Source organism: Pigmentiphaga humi (assembly GCF_900606115.1).
In the GTDB taxonomy this organism is placed as follows: Bacteria; Pseudomonadota; Gammaproteobacteria; order Burkholderiales; family Burkholderiaceae_B; genus Pigmentiphaga; species Pigmentiphaga humi.
In genome coordinates this window covers 77,868-99,372 of sequence record NZ_UWPJ01000034.1, presented here as the reverse complement: position 1 = coordinate 99,372, position 21,505 = coordinate 77,868, and the positions used below count along the sequence as shown (strand labels likewise).

19 protein-coding genes, 1 tRNA gene and 2 pseudogenes are annotated in these 21,505 nt (G+C 64.0%); 6 read left to right on the top strand and 16 right to left on the bottom strand.

The features are described from left to right. Nucleotides 1–244 precede the first annotated feature (244 nt). A tRNA-Gly gene (locus tag PIGHUM_RS20850) sits at nt 245–320 on the bottom strand. 406 nt (nt 321–726) lie between these two features. Here PIGHUM_RS20850 and gltS point away from each other — a divergent pair. Then, nucleotides 727–1,968, top strand: coding sequence for a sodium/glutamate symporter (gene gltS, locus PIGHUM_RS20845; RefSeq protein ID WP_187697812.1), 1,242 nt, complete (start codon nt 727–729; stop codon nt 1,966–1,968). Here the strand turns inward: gltS and PIGHUM_RS20840 are convergent. Further along, the gene (locus tag PIGHUM_RS20840; protein ID WP_124081637.1) at nt 1,930–3,069 is read right to left on the bottom strand and encodes a tellurite resistance/C4-dicarboxylate transporter family protein; all 1,140 of its coding nucleotides are present in this window, start codon (nt 3,067–3,069) and stop codon (nt 1,930–1,932) included. The two genes, gltS and PIGHUM_RS20840, sit on opposite strands and share 39 nt — an antisense overlap. A gap of 192 nt (nt 3,070–3,261) precedes the next feature. Here PIGHUM_RS20840 and PIGHUM_RS20835 point away from each other — a divergent pair. Both PIGHUM_RS20835 and PIGHUM_RS20830 read left to right on the top strand, forming a co-directional pair. Continuing rightward, a pseudogene (locus PIGHUM_RS20835) lies at nt 3,262–3,905 on the top strand (Dyp-type peroxidase). Then, nucleotides 3,902–4,822, top strand: a pseudogene (locus PIGHUM_RS20830) (bestrophin family protein). Before PIGHUM_RS20835 ends, PIGHUM_RS20830 begins: the two co-directional pseudogenes overlap by 4 nt. A 20-nt stretch (nt 4,823–4,842) precedes the next feature. Here the strand turns inward: PIGHUM_RS20830 and PIGHUM_RS20825 are convergent. The 8 genes from PIGHUM_RS20825 to PIGHUM_RS20790 all read right to left on the bottom strand — a co-directional run bounded on the left by PIGHUM_RS20825 (nt 4,843) and on the right by PIGHUM_RS20790 (nt 11,531). Beyond that, complete coding sequence (locus tag PIGHUM_RS20825) at nt 4,843–5,676, bottom strand: alpha/beta fold hydrolase (protein ID WP_160142382.1); 834 nt, start codon at nt 5,674–5,676, stop codon at nt 4,843–4,845. 2 nt (nt 5,677–5,678) lie between these two features. Then, on the bottom strand, nt 5,679–6,329 hold the full coding sequence (locus PIGHUM_RS20820; RefSeq protein ID WP_124081635.1) for an NADPH-dependent FMN reductase: 651 nt from the start codon (nt 6,327–6,329) through the stop codon (nt 5,679–5,681). Continuing rightward, nucleotides 6,326–7,537 (bottom strand): LLM class flavin-dependent oxidoreductase, encoded by a 1,212-nt coding sequence (locus PIGHUM_RS20815; protein ID WP_160142381.1) that lies wholly within the window; start codon nt 7,535–7,537, stop codon nt 6,326–6,328. The genes PIGHUM_RS20820 and PIGHUM_RS20815 overlap by 4 nt, the downstream gene beginning before the upstream one ends. Beyond that, nucleotides 7,537–8,364, bottom strand: a complete 828-nt coding sequence (locus PIGHUM_RS20810; RefSeq protein WP_124081633.1) for an alpha/beta fold hydrolase — start codon at nt 8,362–8,364, stop codon at nt 7,537–7,539. The genes PIGHUM_RS20815 and PIGHUM_RS20810 overlap by 1 nt, the downstream gene beginning before the upstream one ends. A 38-nt stretch (nt 8,365–8,402) precedes the next feature. Next, nucleotides 8,403–9,392 (bottom strand): Bug family tripartite tricarboxylate transporter substrate binding protein, encoded by a 990-nt coding sequence (locus PIGHUM_RS20805; RefSeq protein WP_124081645.1) that lies wholly within the window; start codon nt 9,390–9,392, stop codon nt 8,403–8,405. A 158-nt stretch (nt 9,393–9,550) separates the two neighbouring features. Further along, the gene (locus PIGHUM_RS20800) at nt 9,551–10,462 is read right to left on the bottom strand and encodes a LysR family transcriptional regulator (protein WP_124081632.1); all 912 of its coding nucleotides are present in this window, start codon (nt 10,460–10,462) and stop codon (nt 9,551–9,553) included. Between the two features lie 142 nt (nt 10,463–10,604). Further along, entirely contained in the window at nt 10,605–11,036 is a 432-nt protein-coding gene (locus PIGHUM_RS20795; RefSeq protein WP_124081631.1) for a carboxymuconolactone decarboxylase family protein, read from the bottom strand. A gap of 63 nt (nt 11,037–11,099) precedes the next feature. Beyond that, the gene (locus PIGHUM_RS20790) at nt 11,100–11,531 is read right to left on the bottom strand and encodes a GNAT family N-acetyltransferase (protein WP_124081630.1); all 432 of its coding nucleotides are present in this window, start codon (nt 11,529–11,531) and stop codon (nt 11,100–11,102) included. Nucleotides 11,532–11,603: 72 nt separating this feature from the next. On the opposite strand from PIGHUM_RS20790, the gene pdxR reads away from it, so the two are divergent. Both pdxR and PIGHUM_RS20780 read left to right on the top strand, forming a co-directional pair. Next, nucleotides 11,604–13,043 (top strand): MocR-like pyridoxine biosynthesis transcription factor PdxR, encoded by a 1,440-nt coding sequence (pdxR, locus tag PIGHUM_RS20785; protein ID WP_124081629.1) that lies wholly within the window; start codon nt 11,604–11,606, stop codon nt 13,041–13,043. Between the two features lie 94 nt (nt 13,044–13,137). Next, nucleotides 13,138–13,518 (top strand): DUF427 domain-containing protein, encoded by a 381-nt coding sequence (locus PIGHUM_RS20780; RefSeq protein ID WP_124081628.1) that lies wholly within the window; start codon nt 13,138–13,140, stop codon nt 13,516–13,518. 65 nt (nt 13,519–13,583) lie between these two features. Here PIGHUM_RS20780 and PIGHUM_RS20775 read toward each other — a convergent pair whose 3' ends face one another. The 6 genes from PIGHUM_RS20775 to PIGHUM_RS20750 form a co-directional block, all read right to left on the bottom strand. Next, the gene (locus PIGHUM_RS20775; RefSeq protein ID WP_124081627.1) at nt 13,584–14,621 is read right to left on the bottom strand and encodes a uroporphyrinogen decarboxylase family protein; all 1,038 of its coding nucleotides are present in this window, start codon (nt 14,619–14,621) and stop codon (nt 13,584–13,586) included. 170 nt (nt 14,622–14,791) lie between these two features. Next, on the bottom strand, nt 14,792–15,727 hold the full coding sequence (locus PIGHUM_RS20770) for a LysR family transcriptional regulator (protein WP_124081626.1): 936 nt from the start codon (nt 15,725–15,727) through the stop codon (nt 14,792–14,794). Between the two features lie 160 nt (nt 15,728–15,887). Continuing rightward, complete coding sequence (locus PIGHUM_RS20765) at nt 15,888–17,285, bottom strand: amidase (RefSeq protein ID WP_246013396.1); 1,398 nt, start codon at nt 17,283–17,285, stop codon at nt 15,888–15,890. A 7-nt stretch (nt 17,286–17,292) separates the two neighbouring features. After that, nucleotides 17,293–18,198 (bottom strand): alpha/beta hydrolase, encoded by a 906-nt coding sequence (locus tag PIGHUM_RS20760; protein WP_124081624.1) that lies wholly within the window; start codon nt 18,196–18,198, stop codon nt 17,293–17,295. 40 nt (nt 18,199–18,238) lie between these two features. Continuing rightward, on the bottom strand, nt 18,239–19,150 hold the full coding sequence (locus tag PIGHUM_RS20755; protein WP_222929296.1) for a polysaccharide deacetylase family protein: 912 nt from the start codon (nt 19,148–19,150) through the stop codon (nt 18,239–18,241). A gap of 29 nt (nt 19,151–19,179) precedes the next feature. Then, the gene (locus PIGHUM_RS20750; protein ID WP_124081623.1) at nt 19,180–20,166 is read right to left on the bottom strand and encodes a Bug family tripartite tricarboxylate transporter substrate binding protein; all 987 of its coding nucleotides are present in this window, start codon (nt 20,164–20,166) and stop codon (nt 19,180–19,182) included. Between the two features lie 365 nt (nt 20,167–20,531). On the opposite strand from PIGHUM_RS20750, the gene PIGHUM_RS20745 reads away from it, so the two are divergent. After that, nucleotides 20,532–21,443 (top strand): bifunctional GNAT family N-acetyltransferase/nucleoside diphosphate kinase regulator, encoded by a 912-nt coding sequence (locus tag PIGHUM_RS20745; RefSeq protein ID WP_124081622.1) that lies wholly within the window; start codon nt 20,532–20,534, stop codon nt 21,441–21,443. The last annotated feature ends 62 nt before the right edge of the window (nt 21,444–21,505 follow it).

The window sequence follows — 21,505 nt, the reverse complement described above, 5'->3', positions numbered from 1 at the left end:
GCAGAAGCCGAAGAGCGTTACTATCGACAACTCGCGGCATCCGCTGCGGAATCTGTTTTACTTTAACAAAACAGCCTCCGCGATTCCCGGTGTGATTCACACCCGTATTCTTGTGCCTTATTTGGTCACTCAAAAACGGTAGCTGTGGGTGGATTTCCGTGGCACTCGCTGGAATGAAAAAAGGAGCCGAAGCTCCTTTTTTCAATGACCTACAGACCCCCGTAGAAGTCTGTGGATCAAAATTTGGAGCGGGAAACGAGTCTCGAACTCGCGACCTCAACCTTGGCAAGGTTGCGCTCTACCAACTGAGCTATTCCCGCATTGACGACTCTTGTGTCGCCTGGCTCCACCGATGACCAAGCCCGAATTCGAACTTCCGGACCTGCCCGCTTTGCGCGGACCGCAATCAAGCAGAGCACGTAACTATACATACTTCTTCACGCTCGCGCAAATCGCCACTCCCTGCGCGCGCCGCTCGGATGGATAGCAAGCTCCCTTACAGGCATGCGTACCAGCCCGGATTCCCCTTCAGGAATCAGGTGTGATCCAGCATTGGCCACGACGTTCGCGAACGCCACATGAACGCGCGCTCCAGTCTATGATTCCGTCGGCAAGCCGTGTCCTGCGACGGCACGAGCAACCATTGGAGAAGATTGTGCGCGATTTCGATGCGAACGGCAGCACCGCCTGCCCCACCCTGTTCCTGTCGGCCGAGGTGCCCGCGCAATGACCCCGCTCCTGCACCGCCTCTTCCAGGACGGCGTACTTTTCATCGACGACCTCATGGCCTTTACCTTGGCCATCCTCTTGCTGTTCACCGGCAAGGGCCTGGCCGCGCGCGTGGAAGTGCTGCGCCGCTACGGCATCCCCGAGCCCGTGGTCGGCGGCCTGCTGTGCGCCGCCGTGGTCTGCGCGCTGTATTACGGCACGGGCCTGCGGGTCGAGTTCGATTTGAGCGCGCGCGACATGCTGCTGCTGTATTTCTTCGCCGCTCTGGGCTTGAATTCGAATATCCGCGCGCTGTTCTCCGGCGGCCGCATGCTGCTGGTGCTCGTGCTGCTCGCCAGCGGCTTCATGGTGCTGCAGAATGGCCTGGGCATGGCGATGGCGGCCGCATTCGGCATGGATCCGCGCACCGGCCTGATGGTCGGTTCGGTATCGCTGACCGGCGGCGTGGGCACGACGCTGGCCTGGGCGCCCCACTTCGCCGGCACGCTGGGCATACGCGGCGCCGCCGAATTGGGACTGGCCGCCAACATGTTCGGGCTGATCGCCGCCTGCGTGGTCGGCGGCCCCGTGGCCAGCCACCTGATCCGGCGCCACCGGCTGGCTCCCGCGGCCAATGCCGACCTGGAAGTCGGCACCCTCTACAGCGAAGCGCCCCACGCCAAGCTGGACTACTACGGTGTCCTGCTCGCGGTGTTCTGGCTGAACCTGGCGCTGATGCTGGGGAACGGCGTCAGCACGCTGATCGGCATGGCCGGACTGAAACTGCCGGCCTTCGTGGGATGCCTGCTGGCCGGCATAGGCTTGCGCGCGGCCGGAGACCTGATCGCGCCCGAAGGCGGGCGGATGTGGCGATTCGCCGCCATGCAGCCCGGCATCGCGCTGATCTCGGACATCGGCCTCGGCATGTTCCTGACCATGGCGCTGATGGGCATGCAGCTATGGGAGCTGCAGGCCATGTTCGGCTTTCTCACGCTGACGCTGGCCTTGCAGATCGCCCTGGCGGTCGTGTTTACGGTCTTCGTCGTCTTCCGCCTGATGGGCCGCGACTACGAAGCCACGGTCGTGTGCTCGGCCTTCGGCGGCATCAGCCTGGGCTCCACCGCCACCGCCGTGGCGAACATGAGCGCCGTCACCCGCGAGTACGGCGCGGCGCCCAAGGCCTTCCTGATCGTGCCGCTGGTGTGCGGCTTTTTCATCGACCTAGTCAATGCGCTGGTGATCGGGTTGATGGCGCGGTGAACTGGCCAGGCACAGCACACGGCGAACCATGGCAACAAAGGTCAGCATCCACCCGAGCAGCGCGGCATACAGGAACACCAGGGGCAGAAACCCGAGGAAATCGAAACCCATGGCCCGGTTCAATTGCCAGGTACAGGCCGCGTACATGCCCAGCGGGAAGATCGCGCCCCAGTATGCGGGCTCGTAGCGGAACGGAAAGCGCTGGAAGCCGTAGCGCCATATTCCCAGGCACAGCAGCATGGGGATCCACCACGTGCCCGTGGCCCAATAGAGCACGGTGAACCCCTTCAGGAAGGGCATCAGCGAAGCCAGGTACGGCGCCTGGGACGCATTCTGGATCAACAGCGAACCGGCCAGCGTGGAGATGGCCATCGCGCCCATGTTGATCCAGTATGGCGGCGTCAGGTCGGCCGGCGACAGGGAAAAGAAAGTGTAGCGGTAGAAGATGAGCGACATCGTCCAGATGTAGAGCATGCCTCCCAGCAGCCACATCGACAGCGCCGCCAGGTTCAGCTCCAGCCGGAACGGCTGGCCGGTGCGGGCCGCCAGCAATGCCCCGGATACCGCGAGCGCCTGGGTCGATACCACGGCCAGCAGCCAGGTGCCGTTGACGCCGCGCTCCAGTGGAGGCTTCCCTGACTTGATGGTGAAGGCGGTGAAGATCGTGTAGGTCAGCAGGACCCACAAGGTCACGGCCAGCGCCCACATGACAAAACCCGTAGCCATGTCGTTGCGCAGCAGGATGAACTGGCTGGCCAGGATGCCGGTGGCCGCGACCAGCGTGAAATAGCCCGGCGCCCTGGCATGGTCGGTCATGTCGCCGACGAACCGGCGTGGGAAATACCAGGCGCGCAACAGATAAGCCAGCCATAGCAGCCCATACTGCGCGATGTTCAGATCGAACAGTCCTCGGGCGAGATGGGCATGCCCCATCATGTCCGACGCCAGGGATACGATCCCCGTGGCCATGACCAGGCCGAAATAGGCGGGAGACAGCTCCCGCAACGCCTCGCGCCATTGCGGAAGAACCTTGTCCGAGGATTTCAGCGTCTGCCGGTGGGCGCCCGCGGGCGATCCGGAATCCGTATCCGACGACTCCATCCTCTTCTGCTCCTTTATGGTGCGCGCGATCGTCCATCCGCCCCGCCGGGCGCGCCGCGAAGCCCGGCCGGGGCGTACAGTTTAAGCCCTGGGCAAGTCGGCCTCCGGTGCCGATACCGCCGGCACCGACCCAGGAGTTGCCTAGGCTTGCCGCGGCCGGGCGGGAAGATGCCGGCCTTTTTCATGCATACTATGGCCGACTTTTCCGACGCGCCGCAAAACCACCAAGGAACCGGAGTGCCTTCCATCATCCCCCAGGCCGTCGATACCAAACTGACGAGCGCCGCCATCTTCCTGGTAGTGGCGCTCGACGCCGGAGAACAGGCCGAAGCAACCGTGCGCGGGCTATGCGCCGACCTTTCTTCGCTGGTCCGAGGCGTCGGATTTCGCGCGCTCGAGGGTGGATTATCCTGTGTCACCGGCATCGGGCTGCAGCATGGGATCGTCTCTTTGGCGCGGCGATCCCCGTCGAGCAGCAGGAAAAAATCATCGGCCGCAAGAAACTCTCGGACATCGAACTTGCCGACGCGGAGAAGCCCAGCTTCGCGCACAATGTCCTCACCAACATCGAAGAAAATGGCGAACAACTCGAGATCCTGCGCGACAACATGCCGTTCGGCGATATCGGCAAGGGCGAGTTCGGCACCTACTTCATCGGCTATGCCCGCTCGCCGTCTCGCATCGAACGGATGCTCCAGAACATGTGCGTCGGCAACCCTCCCGGCAACTACGACCGCTTGCTCGATGTGAGCCGGGCCGTTACCAGGTCGTTGTTCTTCGTGCCGACCAGGTCATTCCTCGATGCCGTGACGCCCGGCTCGCTCCGCGCCCCATGATCGTCCCTCCCGCTTCCCGCTCGCTCTGGCTGCTGCTCTTCACCCTGAAGGGCTCGATCGTTTCAGTCATCTGGAAGCGCGTGGCGGCCATGATGCTGCTGGCCACCGCCGTGGTGATTGCCGAGCATCGCCTTGCCCTGGACGGTACCGGGCTCGGCGCCGTTCCGCTGACTCTGGTGGGCCTCACCCTGGCCATTTTCCTGGGCTTTCGCAACAGCGTCGCTTATGAGCGTTGGTGGGAGGCGCGCACGCTGTGGGGCGAACTGCTCATCGTGGTTCGCAACCTGACACGCCAAACGCTGGCCTTTCCCGACGATCTGCCCGACGCCCGGCGGCGCGAATTGGTTCATTGCCTGGTTGCCTTTGCGCATGCCCTGCGCCATATGCTGCGCGGAAGCGATCCCGCGGAGGATTTCGCTCCGTGGCTTGCACCGGACAAGGCGGCACTCCTCGCGCGTTCCGTGAACCCGCCCAACGTCCTGCTGGGCCACCTGGGCCAGGCCTACGCACAATTGCGCCGGGAGGGGCGGCTGGACAGCATGCTGACGGCCGACATCGACGGGCAGCTCACTCGGCTCTCTTACATCGTGGGGGGATGCGAAAGAATCCGTAGCACGCCGATTCCCTTCGCCTATATCCTGCTGCTGCACCGCACGGTGTACATCTATTGCCTGCTGCTGCCGTTCTGCCTGGTCGGCAGCATCGGGTGAGTAACGCCGCTCATGGTCGGCGTGCTGTCCTATACCTTCTTCGGACTCGATGCGCTGGGAGAGCAGATCGAAGAACCGTTCGACCGGCTGCCGAACAACCTGCCCCTGGATGCGCTCTGCCGCAACATCGAGATCAGCGTCGGCGAGTTGCTCGGCGACACCGAGCTTCCCTCCCCCCTGATGCCCCGGGATGGCGTGCTTCTCTAGGCGCCTCTTCCGCAGCCCCCTTATCGTCTCGCCAGCGGATTCCGCCTCAGGAATTCGATCACCTGGGCGTTGAACACACCCGGCTGATCGATCTGCGGACAATGGCCCGCGCCGTCGATCATCAGAAGCTCGCCACCGGGAATCGATTCCGCGAGCGTGGGAGCGAAGGCCGGATCGTTCACGGGGTCGGAAGCGCCGCCTATCACCAGTGTCGGAACGCCGATCGCTTCCGGCCGCAAGGCCGGCCGAGGCAGCCTCGCCGGACGATTGGGGGCGGAAAACCGCGGCGCCGCCGTGGCTTCCCAGGCGCCCGGCAGCAGGCTGAGTTCGTGGCGGCGCCGGATGTAGTCCTCGTCGCCGCGCAACTGCGGCGCCTGCACCAGCAACCCGGTGATCGCGCGCATGCCTTCTAGGGTCAGGTCGTACGTGTGCAGCACCTGCCGCGCGGCCTCGTTGACCGGCGATCCGCCGCATACCGAGACGACCGAGCCCACCGGCCAGGACTGGCCGGCGTTCGCGGCCTCAGCCAGAATCATCGTGCCGCCCATCGAATTGCCGCAGAAATGCGCGGCTTCGATGCCCAGCAGGCGCAGCAGCGCGGCGATATGATCGACCCGCTTCTGCCAGAAGTTCTCGAAAGAGAAGATCTTCTCGGTGCGCCCGTAGCCGAGCATATCCGGCGCGATCACACGATAGTGTTCGGCCAGGGGGCCGATGTTGAACTCCCAGGAGATCTCGGCGCACGCGCCGAACTCGCCGCCATGGATCAGCACCAGCGGCTCGCCCTCGCCGGCCTCGATATAGTGGGTGCGGACACCATCGACGACGACCGTCCTGCTCTGAGCCCCGGCCACGGCTAGACGACCCCCATGGCCGCGCGCACGGGGTCCGGCATCGCTCGATGCATACGCCGGGCCGCGGCGAAGTCCACGATGTCCCTCGCCACTTCGCCGAGCTGCCACGACTCTTTGTCCGTAAAGCTCGACCGGTAGCGCGGATCGCGATCCGCCGTGTTCAAGCCGGCGCCGAGCGGCGTCGGCCAGCCGCGCAGCGCATGCACGATGGAACGCAGGCCGGCCAGCGTCGTGCCGACGCCCTGCCAACCCGCGGCGCACACGATGAGGCCCACCGGCCGGCCCACGAGATAGGGGCGCTCGTCACGGGCCATCTCTTCCGTATAGTCGATGGCATTCTTGAGCAGGCCGGGGATGCCGCCGTGGTAGCTCGGGCATGAGATCACCAGCCCGTCGCACTGGCGGAACGCATCGACGAGGCGTTGCGCGCGTGCGTCCAGCCTCGCGCCGGGTTCGTAAGGAGGCAGGTCCAGGTCGCGGCCGACCAGGCTGATGGTGCGCCCGCCCGCCTCGCGTACCGCCTCCAGGCACGCCGTCAGCGCGCGCTCGCTGGACGATGTCGGCCTCAGCGTCCCGCCTATGCCGAGGATGAGCGGCGCGCCCGCTTTGGGGGCCGCCGGCTGTAAGCTGCGTGCTGCAAGAACCGTACTCATGCCTGCTTCACCCTAAGTGCTTGCGTTGCCGCCATATTCCCGACTTCTCCTCCCAGGCTGGCCAAATGGGGCATCACGCCCTCGGCGAAGAGATGCAGGCTGTCGACGGTATCTTCGTGCGAGAGTCCCGCGCACTGGATCATCATCAGCAAGTTGCTGAACGGACCGATCACGTGCCGCAGATCGCCTATCTGTTCCAGGACCTGCTGCGGCGTTCCGCAGAACACCACGCCGGCGTCGATCAGATCGTCCAGCGAGGCCGAGGACAGTTTGACCGCCCGGCCCGATTTCGTGGCCGTCGGCGGCCGCACGGCGCCCGCCTTCATGATGCGGACGTTGTCGGCGACCGGCAGATAGCCGGGCGGATTCTGGAAGGCCGGCCCGATACGCGAATTGGAAGCGATCGTATCGAGGCAATGCCTGGCTCGCGATCGCGCCTCGGCCTCGGTGGTGCCGATCGCGCACAGGCCGAGATAGGCCATGCGGTCGGCCGGCGCTTCGGAGGCGTGCGCCTTGCGCCAGGCTTCGCGATAGGCGTCGAACAGCGTCTTCGTGCCGTAGCCGGTGAGGAAAGTCGCCGCCACGTAGCCGCGCTCGGCGGTCGCCGCCATGCTGCGCGGCGACGACCCGGTGATCCATACCGGCGGATGCGGCTGCTGAAGCGGCCGCGGCCAGATGTTCACGTTGCGGTAGTTGAAGAACTCGCCCTCGAAGGGGAACGGCCCGTCGTGCGTGGTCATGGCCTTGAGCACGAGGTCGTGTGCTTCCCAGAGCCGATCCATCATCCGGAGCGGGCTGTTCACGGCGGCGGCGGCCTCATAGGGCACGCCGCGCACGAAGCCCATCTCCAAGCGCCCTCCGGAGATGACGTCGATCATCGACAGCTCCTCGGCAACCCGCAGCGGGTCGGCGCGGTTGGCCATCGGCACGCCGAGCGTCAGCAGCCGCGCCTGCTTCGTGATGCGGGCCAGGATGGCGAGGCTGATGTTCGACGAAACAGACAGGCAGGTAGGCGTGCTGTGATGCTCGTTGACCATGATGTGGTAGCCGAGTTCGTCGGCCAGCATCCATTCGTCGTGATAGCGCTTGTAGAGATCGTGCGCGACCTGCGGATCGCAGTGCCGGTTGGGCAGCGTGATGCGCAAGGATTGATCCGGCAGCGGCCAGGCGTCGGGATAGGCCTGCTCGGTGAAATAGAAAACACGCATTACGCCACTCCTTTCATCTCGCCGAGCGCCGACCTTTCGTGCCGCTCGCGCCATATCGCCGTTTCGGCGGCGACCTTCTTGTCCTGCTCGATATGCGGGTAGTGCCCGCTATCCTCGATCATCCGGAACGTGCCCGCGGGCAGCCGGCGGGCCAGCACTTCCCCGACGCTCGGGGACGCTATCCGGTCCTCGCTTCCCCAGAGAACCAGAGAAGGCACGCGTATGCGATGCAGGCGCATGCCCAGCTTGGGGTTGTGCATGTACGGCAGCCAGGCATAGCGCGCGCTCGCTTCCCTGGCCCGGATCGCCAGTTCGAGTTGCTCTGCGTCGTCAGGCGACGGCGGCGACGGCGCCCGGCCCGGATCGTGGAAAGAAACGGTCTCGACCGCGCTCGGCTCCAGGCTGAAGATATCCCGCATGTCGTGGGACGTCCGGCCGGCCACTTTCACCCCGGCGGGAGCGACGAGGCACATGGAGGCAATGCGCGAACAATCCATGCTGGCGATCTCCATCGCCAGCCATCCGCCCAGCGATGCGCCGACGACCGTCACGTCGCGCAGGTCGAGCGCTTCCATGAGGTCCAGGTAGAAGTACGACAAGTCGTCCATCGACCGGAAGTGGACCGGCGCGTCGAACCGGAAACCCGGATGATAGGGAGCGATCACGCGGCCGCTCTGCGCGAGCCGGCGCAGGAATGGCGCCGATCCGTGCAGGCCGCGTTCGGGATGCAGAAACAGGAAACGCACCTCGCCGGTACCGCTGTCCCATATCTCGGTCCGTACGCCGCCTGCCTCGACGGTCCGCCGTTCAATAAGTGTCTCGTTCATTGTTCCTCGATGCGTTTCGTGTAAGGCTGGGAGAACGATCAGAGCGAGACGTTCGCCGTTTTGGCGACCGCCCTCCACTTGTCGTTCGTTTCCTTGATCGCCGCCGCGAACTCGTCGGGTGTCTCGGAAAGGGAGACGAAACCGACTCCGCGCAGGACCTCCTGCAAGGCCTTGTTCTTCTGGGCCTGCGCGAACGCCGCCGAGAGCTTCTCCACCACCTCTTTCGGCATGCCCGTGGGACCGACCAGGCCCGACCATTCGCGGATCTCGAAGTCGTTCAGGCCGGCTTCCGCCACCGTCGGCAGATTGGGCATCAGCGGCGTGCGTTCCGGGGTCGTGACCGCGAGCGCCTTCACCTTGCCGCTTTCGGCCAGGCTCATCGCCCCGCCGACATTCGACAGCAGCATGTGGATGAGCCCGGCGCCCAGGTCGGTCAGCGCGGGGCCATTGCCCTGGTACGGCACATGGACGATGTCTATGCCCGCCCGTTGCTTGAAATACTCCAGGCCGAGATGGACGATCGAGCCCGCCCCCGGCGAGCCGAAGTTCAGCTTGCCCGGCTTCTCCTTGGCGAGCGCGATGAATTCCCGCAGGTTGTTCACCGGCAGTTCGGCGTTCACGACGAAGACGAGCGGCCCGACCACCAGGCGCGAGATCGGCTGGAATGCGGTTTGCGGGTCGTAGGGCGGATTCGCCATGACGGCCGGCGCGATGCCCAGGGTGCTCGTCGAAGCCCAGAGCAGCCTATAGCCGTCCGGCGCCGCTCGCGCCACGTATTCGGCGCCGATCAGGCCACCGGCGCCCGGCCGGTTGTTGATCACGACCGCCGCGCCGAGCGCTTTGGAGAAAGCGTCGGCAAAGGCCCGCGCGGCGACGTCGACAGAGCCGCCCGGCGGGAACGGCACCACCAGCGTAACGGGCCTCGATGGATACTTCGTCTGACCGACGGCGGCCGGCAATGCCGCGGCGCCCGCAACCGCTCCTGCAGTTTTCAGGACCGTTCGCCGGGTCCAGTGCTTGTTCGTCATGGTGATCCATTCCCCTGAAGGTTTTGAACACCCGTGGATGGCATCGCCCCTGACAAAAGCTCTCCTGGCCACGGATGCGAAAATCTTCGCATCCGTGCCGGCCTGCTACCAGCAACATTTTCTGATTACCCCTATCACCGGGGCCCGCCGGCGAATGCTCAGCCGGACAGCACGTGGAACAGCCCACTCTGCCTGAGCCCTTCCGTAATGGACTGGACGAGCAGGGCCGCCGCCGGCGACAGTTCCTTGTGCTGCGGATAGGCCAGCACCAGCGTGCGCTTGAGCGTCGGCTCGACCAGTTTCACGCAGCGCAGCCGGGAGCCGAACTGGGTCGCCGGGAAGGTGGAGGGCGAGATGATCGACGCCCAGCCGGGGTTGGTCACCAGCTGGAAGACGCTGAAAGCGGAATCGACCTCGAGTTCGGGATGAATGGCGACCCCGTGTTTCGCCAGCTCGTTGACCATGAAATCGCGCTGGAAATTGCCTGCCGACGGCAGCACCACCCGCATTTCGGCAAGCTCGGCGCCGGTCATGGTTTCGCCGATGGGATAGGTCTCGTTGCTGACCACCGCGACCAGTTCCTCTTCCGCCAGCACCACCTGCTTGACCATCGGCCTGGACTCGGCGCGGGCGACGATGGCGAAATCGACGTTGTCGCTCTGCACGCCTTCGAGCAGATGCTGGCTGTAGCCATCGCGCACCGACAGCTCGACATCGGGATACCGATCGCGGAACTCGATCAGCACGCGCGGCAGGATCAGCGGCGGCAGCGCCGAAATGACGCCGAACGTGACCTTGCCGGCGATCCGGCCGCTCGATTCCGACAATGCCACGCGCACCTCGTCCGCCGCGTTCAGTGCCTGCACGCACAAGGGATAGAGGCGATGCGCAATGGCGTTGGGAACCGCGCCGCTCACCGTGCGCTCGAAAAGATCCACCCCATAGGAAGCCTCCAGCCGCCTGATCTGCTGGCTCACCGCCGCCTGCACGACATGCACGCGGCGCGCGGCCCGCGTCATGTTCTGCTCTTCGTAGAGCGCCACGAAGTAGCGCATCTGCTTGATATCCATCACTGCCTCTCGACTCGCGGCAAAGCGCCAGCATCGCCGAATCAGGCGTGTTTTGGAAGTGGTGGAAATTTGGAGGCGCAGAACATCGTCCTATCCATGATGGCGAGCGGCAGGTTTTCCCTTTCCGCGCGAAGCGCCCCGCCTATTGGCGCATTCCGATCGCCAGGCGATTGAATGCGCTCATCAAGGCGATGGCGAAGCACAGGTCGGAAATCTCGGCATCGCTGAAGTGCGCTTTGAGCGGCTCGAAATCTTCGTCGGGCGCATGGGTCCGGTCCACATGGGTCAACGCTTCCGTCCAGGCCAGCGCGGCCTGTTCACGCTCGGAGAAATGCCCGGCCACGCGCCATCCGGCCAGGCTGTCCAGCTTGGCCTCCGGCACATTGTCGGCGCGCAGCGCTTTCGCATGCATTTCCAGGCAAAACGCGCAGCCGTTGATCTGCGAGATCCGCAGCCAGACCAGCTCGATCAGTTGCATGCCGAGCGTGCTCTTTTCCAACGCTTTCTTGGTGGCAATAAACCCTTGGTAGGCTTCGGGAGAGAGGGTCCAATAGGACAGGCGAAGGGTGCTCATGGAAAGACTCCTGCAAGAAAACAAAAGATAGAGGGGAAAGCGCCGCCACGTTCATGGCTCGGCCTACAGCGGCTGGCGGAAATGCATGCCTGCCGCCAACAGGCCTTGTCGAAAATAGAAGCGTTGCCCCAGGGCGTTTCCCAGGGCCGTATCGAGGACCAGGTAGGCGCAGCCTTGCCCGCGCGCTTCTTCGCGCAGCGCATCGATCAGCTTGCCGCCCAGGCCGTGGCGGCGCGTGTCGGCGGCCGTCACCAGGTCATCGACGTAGAGGAAGCGGCCATACAGCAGGCTCTCCTGAAGGCGATAGCCCGCCAATGCCTTGACCTGATCGTCCTGCCACGCGGCCAGCAGCCGGTAGCCCTGCCGCCCTTGGCGGCGCGCCTGCGCGGCAAACGCGGCGGCGTCGGCCAGATGAGGGCGAAGTTCGCGCATCACGCCGAAGCAGGCTTGGTAGTCTCCGTCGCTGTCGATCGGGCTCAATCTGAAGACATGCATGGGTATTCCTTGTCGCACAGCCAGTAATTTAGGAGAATCATGGCCTATATGACAGGTGCAAGAATTACATAAATGAATAGGACATTTCTCGCGACCCAGCCGCTCCTGGCGGCGAACCGTGAGCAGGATGCGCCGATCTACCTCCAGCTGTATCGGCGCTACAGGCAGGCAATCGCCGCCGGCGAACTGCGTCCGGGGGATAGAGTGCCGTCCGTGCGCAGCCTCGCCAGCGAGCTGAACCTGGCGCGCGGCACGGTCGAGATGGCCTACCAGATGCTGGCAACCGAAGGCTATCTCGTCGCCCGAGGCGCTGCGGGCACGGTCGTTTCCCCCCGGCTGGCAAACCTGGCCGGGCCCCGCCGCGCCAAAGGGACGGCATTGCCTGTGCGCGAGCCCCCGTGCCCGCCCATTGCCGCCGGCCGGGCCCTGCCCTTCCAACTCGGCCTGCCTGCGTTGGATGCGTTCCCGCGCAAGACCTGGGCGCGTGTGGCTGGACGCAAGCTGCGCGCGCTGGAGATGACGGCAATGGGCTACCTCGATCCGGCGGGATACGAGCCTTTACGCCGCGCTGTCGCCGCCTACCTGGGCATCTCGCGCGGCATCGCCTGCGCGCACGAGCAGGTCTTCATCACGGCCGGCTATCGCGGCGCCCTGGAACTGGCGCATCGCGCCCTGTTGCAACCCGGCGACCTGGGCTGGTACGAAGATCCGGGCTACATGCTGGCGCGGCAGTTCCTGGAGCGCGCGGGCCTGCGCCTGACGCCGGTGCCCGTAGACGAAGAAGGCCTGAACGTGGACATCGGCCAGCGGCGCGCCGCCGATGCGCGCTTCGCGGTGGTGACGCCCACCCACCAGAGCCCGATGGGCATGGCCATGAGCCTGCCGCGGCGGCTGGAACTGCTGGAATGGGCCAACCACCGCCGGGCATGGATCATCGAAGACGACTACGACAGCGAATTCCGGTACCACGGCCGACCCTTGCCGGCATTGAAAAGCCTCGATCGCAACGAACGGGTGCTCTACACCGGCACATTCAGCAAAGTGCTGCTTCCGGGTTTGCGACTGGCCTACCTGGTCGTGCCCGCATCGCACATCGAGCGGTTCACGGACGTGGCGAATCACCTGCCCGGCCCCGGGTCCATCCAGCCTCAAGCCACGGTGGCCGATTTCATGGAACATGGCCACTTTGCCCGGCACCTGCGCAATATGCGCGTCTTGTATGCCGCACGGCGCGGCTATCTGGCCGATGCGCTCGCGCAGACGCTGGGTGAGCTCCTGCACGTCCAGCTCCAGGCAGGAGGCATGCACGTGCTGGCTCGCCTCAAGACCCGGCAAAACGACAAGGCCCTGGCCTCGTCCGCCAATGCGATCGGGCTCGCGGTCCAGGCATTGGGCGATTGGCGGATGCGCAAGTCGTCCACGCCAGGAGGCCTGCTGATGGGATACGCCAACTTCGCGACAGCCGAGGAAGCCGCGGCATCGGTGCGGCGTTTGAGAGACGTGCTTAAATGAAAAATACCCCCACGCTTCGCCCGCTACGCAGGGTCGCTGCCCTCAGGGTGCTTTTCATCTCGAGGCGGCCCGGCGATGAAAAAAGGAGCAAACCATGACCGACAAGCCCGTCAAGATTCCCGGCCCCGACCATCCGATCACGATTACGCCGAATACGGCACGCATCGTCGTCACGGCAGGCGGCCGGACCCTGGCCGACACGCGCAGCGCGCTGACGCTGCGCGAAGCCGACTATCCGCCGGTGCAATACCTGCCGCGCGAAGACGTCGACATGACGCTGCTCGAACGCACCTCCCATGCGACCTACTGCCCCTACAAGGGAGACTGCGCGTACTACAGCATCCCGGCCGCCGGCGAGCGGGCCGACAATGCCGCATGGAGCTACGAGTCGCCGCACGCCGCCGCGGCGCAGATCGCCGGATATCTGGCGTTCTATCCCGACCGCGTCGACTCGATCGAAGAGATCCGCCAGTAACCGATTCCAAACTATCGAAGGCCGGCCAATGAGACGCCCGGCCGGCTATCGCACTGCATGCGTCTTCAGGCTCCGCCGATCTCGCGGCGCACGATGGCCGTGCCGTCCACCATCGCCTTCATCTTGCCGAACGCTACCTCGCGCGGCAAGTACTTCAACCCGCAGTCCGGCGCAACGATGACATTTTCCGGATCGACGTGCGGCAGCGCGCGGCGGATGCGTGCCGCGACGACTTCCGGGGTTTCGACAGACGGATCGGATAGATCCAGCACGCCCAGGATGATCGTCTTGCCGCGCAGTTTTTCGAGCACCGACGTATCCAGCGACGACTGCGCGGTCTCGAGAGAGATCTCGTGCACGCAGCATCCCGCGAGTTCAGGCAGGAAGGAATAACCGGACGGACGCTCGTGAATCACGGCCGCATAGCCGAAGCAGATGTGCAAAGCCGTGCGGCCGGTAATCCCCTCGAGCGCGCGGTTGACCGCCGCGAGGCCGAACTCGCGCGCCTTTTCCGGACGCGCCTGCATGTACGGCTCGTCGATCTGCACGATGTCGGCGCCGGCCGCGAACAAGTCGCGAATCTCGGCATTCACGGCCTCGGCGTAGTCGAGCGCCATCTCGGCTTCGCTCTCATAGAAATCGTTCTGGGCCTGCTGGGACATCGTGAATGGGCCCGGCACGGTGATCTTGATCATCCGGTCCGTATTCGCGCGCAGAAACGCCACGTCGCGCGCTTCCACCGCATGCCGGCGGCGAATGCGGCCCACCACGCGCGGCACGGGATTCGGATGGCCGCTGCGGTCCAGTGCAACGCCGTGATTGTCGATGTCCACGCCATCCAGCGCGGTCGCGAAGCGGTTCGAATAGCTCTCGCGGCGCATCTCTCCGTCAGTAATGATGTCCAGGCCCGCACGCTCCTGATCCCGAATCGCGAGCAGCGTGGCGTCGTCCTGCGCCTGTTCGAGAAATTCGGGCTGCACCCGCCACAGCTCCGTCGCCCGCACCCGCGGAGGGAACCGGCCGGCCAGTTTCTCGCGGTCGATCAACCAATCAGGTTGCGGATAGGAACCAACCAGGGAGGTCGGCAACAAAACGTTCTTCATGACATTTCCTTATGAAAATCGACCCGGCTCACTGGTTCACCGGCTTGAAATCGAACGGAGTCATTCCGCGCGCGGCGCGGCATGCGCGATCCCACCGGCGATTTGATCATGTTTCCCGCGATGACGGGAAGGCCAATGCTGGACGAGCCAGGCTGCTTTGTACGGCAAGATCAAACAGGCTGTCCCGTCGCCACATCCGAGGTCGGTCGCTGCAGGTGGGCTGAAACGTCGATCCGCCTGATGACCTTGCGAAGCTCTTCCGCCAGCTTCGTATGCACCCGATGTCGATTCGTCGCAATGTACAGCTGGTTGTGCAGAACAGGGGCCTCGATTCTGCTTACGCTGTGGCGCGCATATCCGCCTACCGCTCTTACCGCGCCCCGCGACAGGATCCCGTATCCCAGCCGCGCCCCCACCAGGTCCAGGATGTTCGCCGTCGTATCGACCTCCACGCAGACCTCGAGTTCGACCTTGTGCCGTGCTGCGGCGGCGGCCACGATCGTGCGAGTGGCGTTCGGAATGCGCGGAAGTATGAGCGGGTAGTTCTTCAATTGCCCAAAGGGTATCGACTCCGGCAGCGGCTTGCCTGCCCCCCGCGGACCCACCAGCACCAGTTCCTCCGAGTGAACCAGTTCGATGTCCAGCTCGGCCGTATACGGGGGATCGAACAGCAGCGCGATGTCCACCCGACCCAGGACCAGCCATTCGTGCAGCACCGCGCTTCCACCTTCGGCAACGGAAATCGATGCCTCTGGAAACTGCTGCCTGAACGCCTGGACCAGGATTTTCGTCAGCACGTTGGCGACACGGGTGGGAAGTCCCAGAACGACGCGCCCCCTGGGCGCGGCGCGCAGCTCATCGAGCTCTCCGAGCGCATGGCGCGCCGTCTCGAGAATGATGCTCCCGTGCTCCAGCAGGCACTGTCCCGCAGGAGTCAGCTCGACACCGCGGCCATTGCGGTGCAAGAGCGTATGCCGCAGATGAACTTCCAAGGCCCGGATGTGCCTGCTCAAGGATGACTGCGGTACGCCCAGCATCAGCGCGGCTCTCGTGAAACTCCCGACTTCGGCGACACGTACGAAATGCTCAATCTGAGTCAAGTTCATGGCGACCTCGTTCCCTGGATGGAAGTGTGCGCAACCCACCACCGCGATGCCAACCGCTTCGAAGGAACGATGCAACCCGCGATAGTCTGTACCGTCCAGAAGATCTTAAGGCATTTCGTTGTGGGAAGCGCCCATCAGCTCACAGGGGGGAGTCGCCACATCAAGGAGAAACGAAGCGCTGGTCTCCGGCCGGCTCGCCTAGGGCCCTGCGCACGATGCTTTGCACTGTCGCCCCCACCGACAACAGGCGGTGGTCTTCCATATGGCGTCCCATCAGGCTGAGACCGACAGGAGCCTCGCCCGCCGCATGGCACGGGATCGAGATCGCACAGCGGTCGAGGAAATTGGAAAGACCGGGATTCCGGATGGCGCGCAAACTGTTCGACAACCATAGGCGCTCGTCCGCGAGAAGGGGCGACAGCGGGGGCGCGACCATCTGTACCGTTGGCATGATCAACGCGTCGAACGCCCTGTCGGCTCGGGCGAAACGCCGAATCAGGCTGGCGCGGGTATTGACCAGGTCGATATAGTCGGCGGCAAGGATGCCGGCACCGCGCTCGAATCGAGCGGCGACGAGGGGGTCGTAGGCGTCTCTGGAGTCCTCCAGATACTTGCGGTGAAACGCATAGCCTTCAGCAACGGAGAATCCGAAATTCGCCATGCTGCGGGCGATTTCCGCGAACTCGGCACAAGGTAGATCGACCAGTTGCACCCCCGCGCGGGAAAGCGCGTCGAGGGCTCTCGAGAAGGCCGCCGCGACCGTCTCATCCAGATCATCCTGAACGACCGTGGTCGGGACGCCGATTCTTATCCATTCCGGCGGTGGCGACTCGAACGATGCTCCGTCCTGGGCGATGACGGCATCGATCGCGGCGCAACACTCTACCGACCGGCCCAATGGCCCGATCGAGTCGACCGACGGCGCCAGCGGCAGGGCGCCCTTCAGAGGCACCCGCCGAGCAGTCGGTTTAAAGCCGACAATGCCGCAGAATGCCGCAGGAACCTGGACGGAGCCGGCGGTATCGCTCCCGATCGCTGCGGTGACCATGCCGTCGGCGACGGAAACGGCCGCGCCCGAAGACGAACCGCCAGGAACCCGGCCCGTCTTCCGATCGTAAGGGTTCAGGGGCGTTCCATAGTGGGCGTTCGTGCCGAGCGCACCCATCGCGAACTCGGTCATGTTGGTGGTGCCGACGATCACCGCCCCGGCCGACCTGAGCCGCGCAACGACAGTGGCGTCGGAATCGGCCGCGGGACGCTTGCGCATGAGCCTGGAGCCGGACAGCGTGGTGACGCCCGCGACATCGAACAAATCCTTGATGGAAATCAGGATGCCGTCCAGCGGCCCGAGCGGGCATCCCGCCTGCCTTCGCAAGTCGGATGCCGCAGCGGCGGCAATGGCTTCCTTCTCGAAGAGCCGGATGAACGTCCGCGAACCTTCTCCCTTGGGATCGCGAATGTAGTCGAAGGCATCTCTCGCGAGCCGACAAGTCGTCATGGCTCCTGCCTCCATGTCGACTCGAAGTCCCGCGGGCGTTCCTGCCGGCATCTTGTTCATCACGGCCTCAATCCGCGGGCTTCAGATTCAGAAAGAAGAACATCATCTGGTAGAAGCGATCCCGATTCCTGCCCAGCGGCGCAATGTGTGCCGAGTTGGATATCATCGAAAAATGCTTGTCGTTGTTGGGCAGCGCCACATAGAAGGCAATGATGTCGTCGAGCGTGGCGATCCCGTCGTGCTCGCCACGCATGATGTAGACCGGGCATCGGATTTTCGCGGGATCCACCAGCGGCAACTTGCTGCACATATCGACGAACGTTCCCGACGGCACGGAGTCGCCGTCTTTCAGCGCGGCATCGGCCAGTGCGTCCGGCACGCCGGCCTCGACCGTCAGGCTTTGCGGATCGTCGCGCAGCAATGAAGCGTGGAGCGATTCCCGGGTCACGGCACGGCGGTTCGACGCCAGATAGGATTCGAGCCCCTCTCGCCGCTTGAGGAGCGTGCGGGACCCCTCTCCTGTCCACACGAAGGCGTCGAGAATCACGCGCGACACGCGGTCCGGACGACGCTGCGCGAAGAGAGCAGCTCGCAGAGAGCCCGAAGACTGGCCATAGTACATAGCCGACTTGGACCCGGTCTGCTTCTCGATCAATTCGGCAGCCACCTCGAGATCATCCGCCCCTGACGGAATATCGGAGTTGCTCTCAGAGCGCGATGAGCGTCCGTACCCTTCGTGATCCATGGTCCAGACGTCGTACCCCTCCTCCGCGCACCGATCCATCATCGAATAGCCCTCTTTGCCGGGGACGCGAAGGTCGTATCCCGGCAACGCGGCGAAAGAAGAGCCGTGGACCAGGAATAGAACCGGCCGTGGGTGGGACATGGACGGCTCGTTCTTGCACCGGCGGTAGATGTGAAGGACCACATCGCCCTTCTTGGCCGTGTACTCTGCACTCCAGTTGCTGCTCATATGGCTTCTCCGAAAAATGCGGGGCGTTGCGTACGCAGGATCATTCCGAACCGGGAATGATTCCCGGCGCCAGCGTGAAGCAGTGCTCGGCGACGTCTTCCGGGCGGCAGAACCAGATGCGGTCGCGCAGCGAGTGGCCGGCCATGTGCTTCAGTGCCTCGCGGAACGGCCGAAGGCGATAAGGCTGTCCGAAAATGAAGGGATGGATGGAGATGTTGTAGACCAGAGGGTGGTGCTCGCACTGCTCGAGCATCTCTTCGAACTGATCCACCATCATTTCGCAGAAGTCCCGGGGGGTATGCGCACGGTGGATGGCCTGCTGTGCGTCGTTCAGCTCCACCGGATACGGAATCGACAGAAGCTTGCCTGAGCGGGTATTCATGTAGAAAGGCTGATCGTCTGCAGGCCAGTCCATGGTGTATCGGTATCCCGCCTCCTTGAGCAGATCCGGTGTCGTCGAATTCTCTGCCGCACCGGGCCCCATCCAGCCCTTGGGCGGCTTGCCCTCGTGACGCCGGAACGTCTCGGTGATTTCCTGGATGACCCGCGCCTCGTCCGCCTCCCAGTTGAAATCCCGCAGGGTTTCGCCATTCGTGCGCCCATGCGCGACGATTTCGTCGCCTCGGCGCCTGATCGCGTCGAAAACCTGAGGGGCGTGTTCGTAGAGCAGGCTGTTCGTGTTGTGGGCGACGGGCAGCTTCAGGTCGTCGAAGAGGTCGAACAGGCGCCACACGCCGATCCGGTTGCCATAGTCGCGCCATGAGTAGTTGCGGTGGTTCTGGGGCTCGCCGTGCTTGGCGGGATCCATGCCGCGCCCTTTGCCGTACGCAAAGCACTCGATATTCGTCGTCAGGCAGAAGGCCAGGCGTCGTCCGTCCGGCCAGCTGTAGTCCTTGCGCTCGGTCAGCGGCACATAGTCATAACGACTGTGGCGGGGCAAGCGTATCTCCATGATCACTCTCCTACTCTGTTGGTGAAAAATCATTCATTCACGCGCGCACCGGATTCGCGCACGGCGCTTTCGTACTTTTTGATGTCGCCGGCGATCAGCGCGGCCATCTCTTCGCCGGTGCTGGTGACGAGTTCGGCGCTGTTCGCCTCGTAGAATGTCTTGAGCTCCGGCGACTGCACGGCCTTGCGGATTTCGGCGCGCAGCCGATCGGCGAGGTCGGCGGGCAGCCCGGGAGGCGCCATAACCCCGTTGTAGAGAACGACGACATAGTTCGGCACGCCGGCTTCTACCATGGTCGGGACGTCCGGCATGACCTGCGCGCGGCGGCTGGTCGTTACGGCGATAGGACGTATGCGGCCCGACTGGTACAGCGGCACGGCCGTCGGCATGGTCGCGAACGTCACCGTGAGGTCGCCCCCCACCAACGCCATCGTCGCGGCGGTTGCCCCCTTGTAGGGCACGTGCATCAGGTCGATTCCAGTGCGCTGCTTCAGCATCTCGCCGGACAGGTGGAGAATGGTGCCGATGCCGGAGGATCCGTAGTTCAGCGAGCCGGGCTTGGCTTTGGCCGTTTCCACAAGATCCTTGACGGATGCAATCGAGGACTTGGGATTCACGACCATGACCAGCGGTGTCGAGGCCACCAGCGTCAGGTGCGTGAAATCCTTGATGGAGTCGTAGCGCAGGCTGGGATACAGGCTTGCGTTGATGGCATGGGTGGTCAGATCCTGCATGAAGAGCGTGTAGCCATCGGGGGCCGCCTTGGCGACGTATTCGGCAGCGATGGTGGTGCCGGCCCCGGGTTTATTCTCCACGATCACGCTCTGCCCCATCTGCTCGCCCAGCACCTTCGCGAGCACGCGAGCCAGATTGTCCGACATGCCTGACGCGGGAAATCCGACGACGAGGCGGATCGGCTTCGATGGATAGGATTGCGCGTTGGCGGGCGCGACCAGGACACAACTCAGCGTGGACACAAGCAGCCATGCGGCTCGTGAAAAACGGCTCGATTCCATAACGAACTCCAGTGGACGGGCAGCTGCATTGAAGAAATTGCGAAGCCCAAGAAGGCCTCCACGCTAGGCCCTTCGGGCCGTCGCTGCCCCCGAGGGGGCGCTTTTTGCCTAGGGGCGGCCCGGCGGCAAAATATGGGCTTGGAGCGGTACTCCTTCCGGCCGAATCATTATGGAAGCGGCGCATGCCCCGCACGCGTCGGAACGGGTAAAGTTGTTATCCACTTTCCGGATATCCGGTTCGGGGCGCGAAGAGGCATGCCTCGCCCCCGAACTCGCGCGATGCCTTAAAATGGACACTCTGTCGAAAGAACCGTCATGGCCAAGGCCATGAAAGGCTTTTATTCTTGAAACCCAACGGGGTGAAGATGAACAAGCCTTTCATTTTCCTGTGTCCCGAGATCACTCGGGCAAACGCGCTTACTCTGATGGACTGGCTGGAAGACGAGGGCGTTACTCGCTACCTGAGCGATTCGCGCCATGTCTCCCGGTTCATTGAGCAGGTCATCGACCGGGTCCAGTTGCCGATCCTGACCCATCTGTTCAACCAGGGTGGCCGGTTCTTCATGGCCTACGACCGACATGACGTGCCGGTGGGCTTCGTCCGTCTCGTCAAGAAGGGCTCGGACTGCGAAATGGTCCTGGTCATCGGCAACCGCGACAACTGGGGCCGCAAGCTCGGCGCCAGCGCGATCCGCGAAGGCATGAAGCTCGCCTTCTTCGATATGCGGGCCGAGAAGCTCATCGCCAAAATCCATCCAGACAACGCACGATCGCTGAAGGCTTTCCTGCGCAGCGGCTTCTTGCTGGAAAGCGAAACGCCTACGATGAAGTCTTTTGTCATGAACTCGGATCGCTATCTCCGGTTCTTGCGTGAGAGCCCTGCGGCTCACGCCTCCGACATCACCATCACCGAAATCGACAAGGCCCGGCTCAAGAATCTGGTCGAGTTCGGCGAGGGCCCGGATATTTTTGAGCTGGAGCACGAGATCGAACGAGCCATCGTCGTCGACCCACGGCAAGTGGCGGGGGATGTCGTCACGATGAACTCCAAAGCCTTGCTGGAGGTGGACGACGAGGAGGTGGAAGTTGCGCTGGTTTATCCGGAGGATGCGGACGACCGTGCAGAGAAACTATCGGTTTGCTCCGGCATCGGCACCGCGATCCTGGGCTACAAGGAAGGCGACGCTTTCAGTTGGCGGATTCCGAACCGAACCTGCCATATCCGGATCAGGAAAGTGCTTTATCAGCCGGAAGCCGCGGGTGATTTCCACCTGTAGGTAACGCCACTGCGGCGGCAGCCCAAAAATGGACTGGCAGCGCGTGGCTGAAGGCGAATATC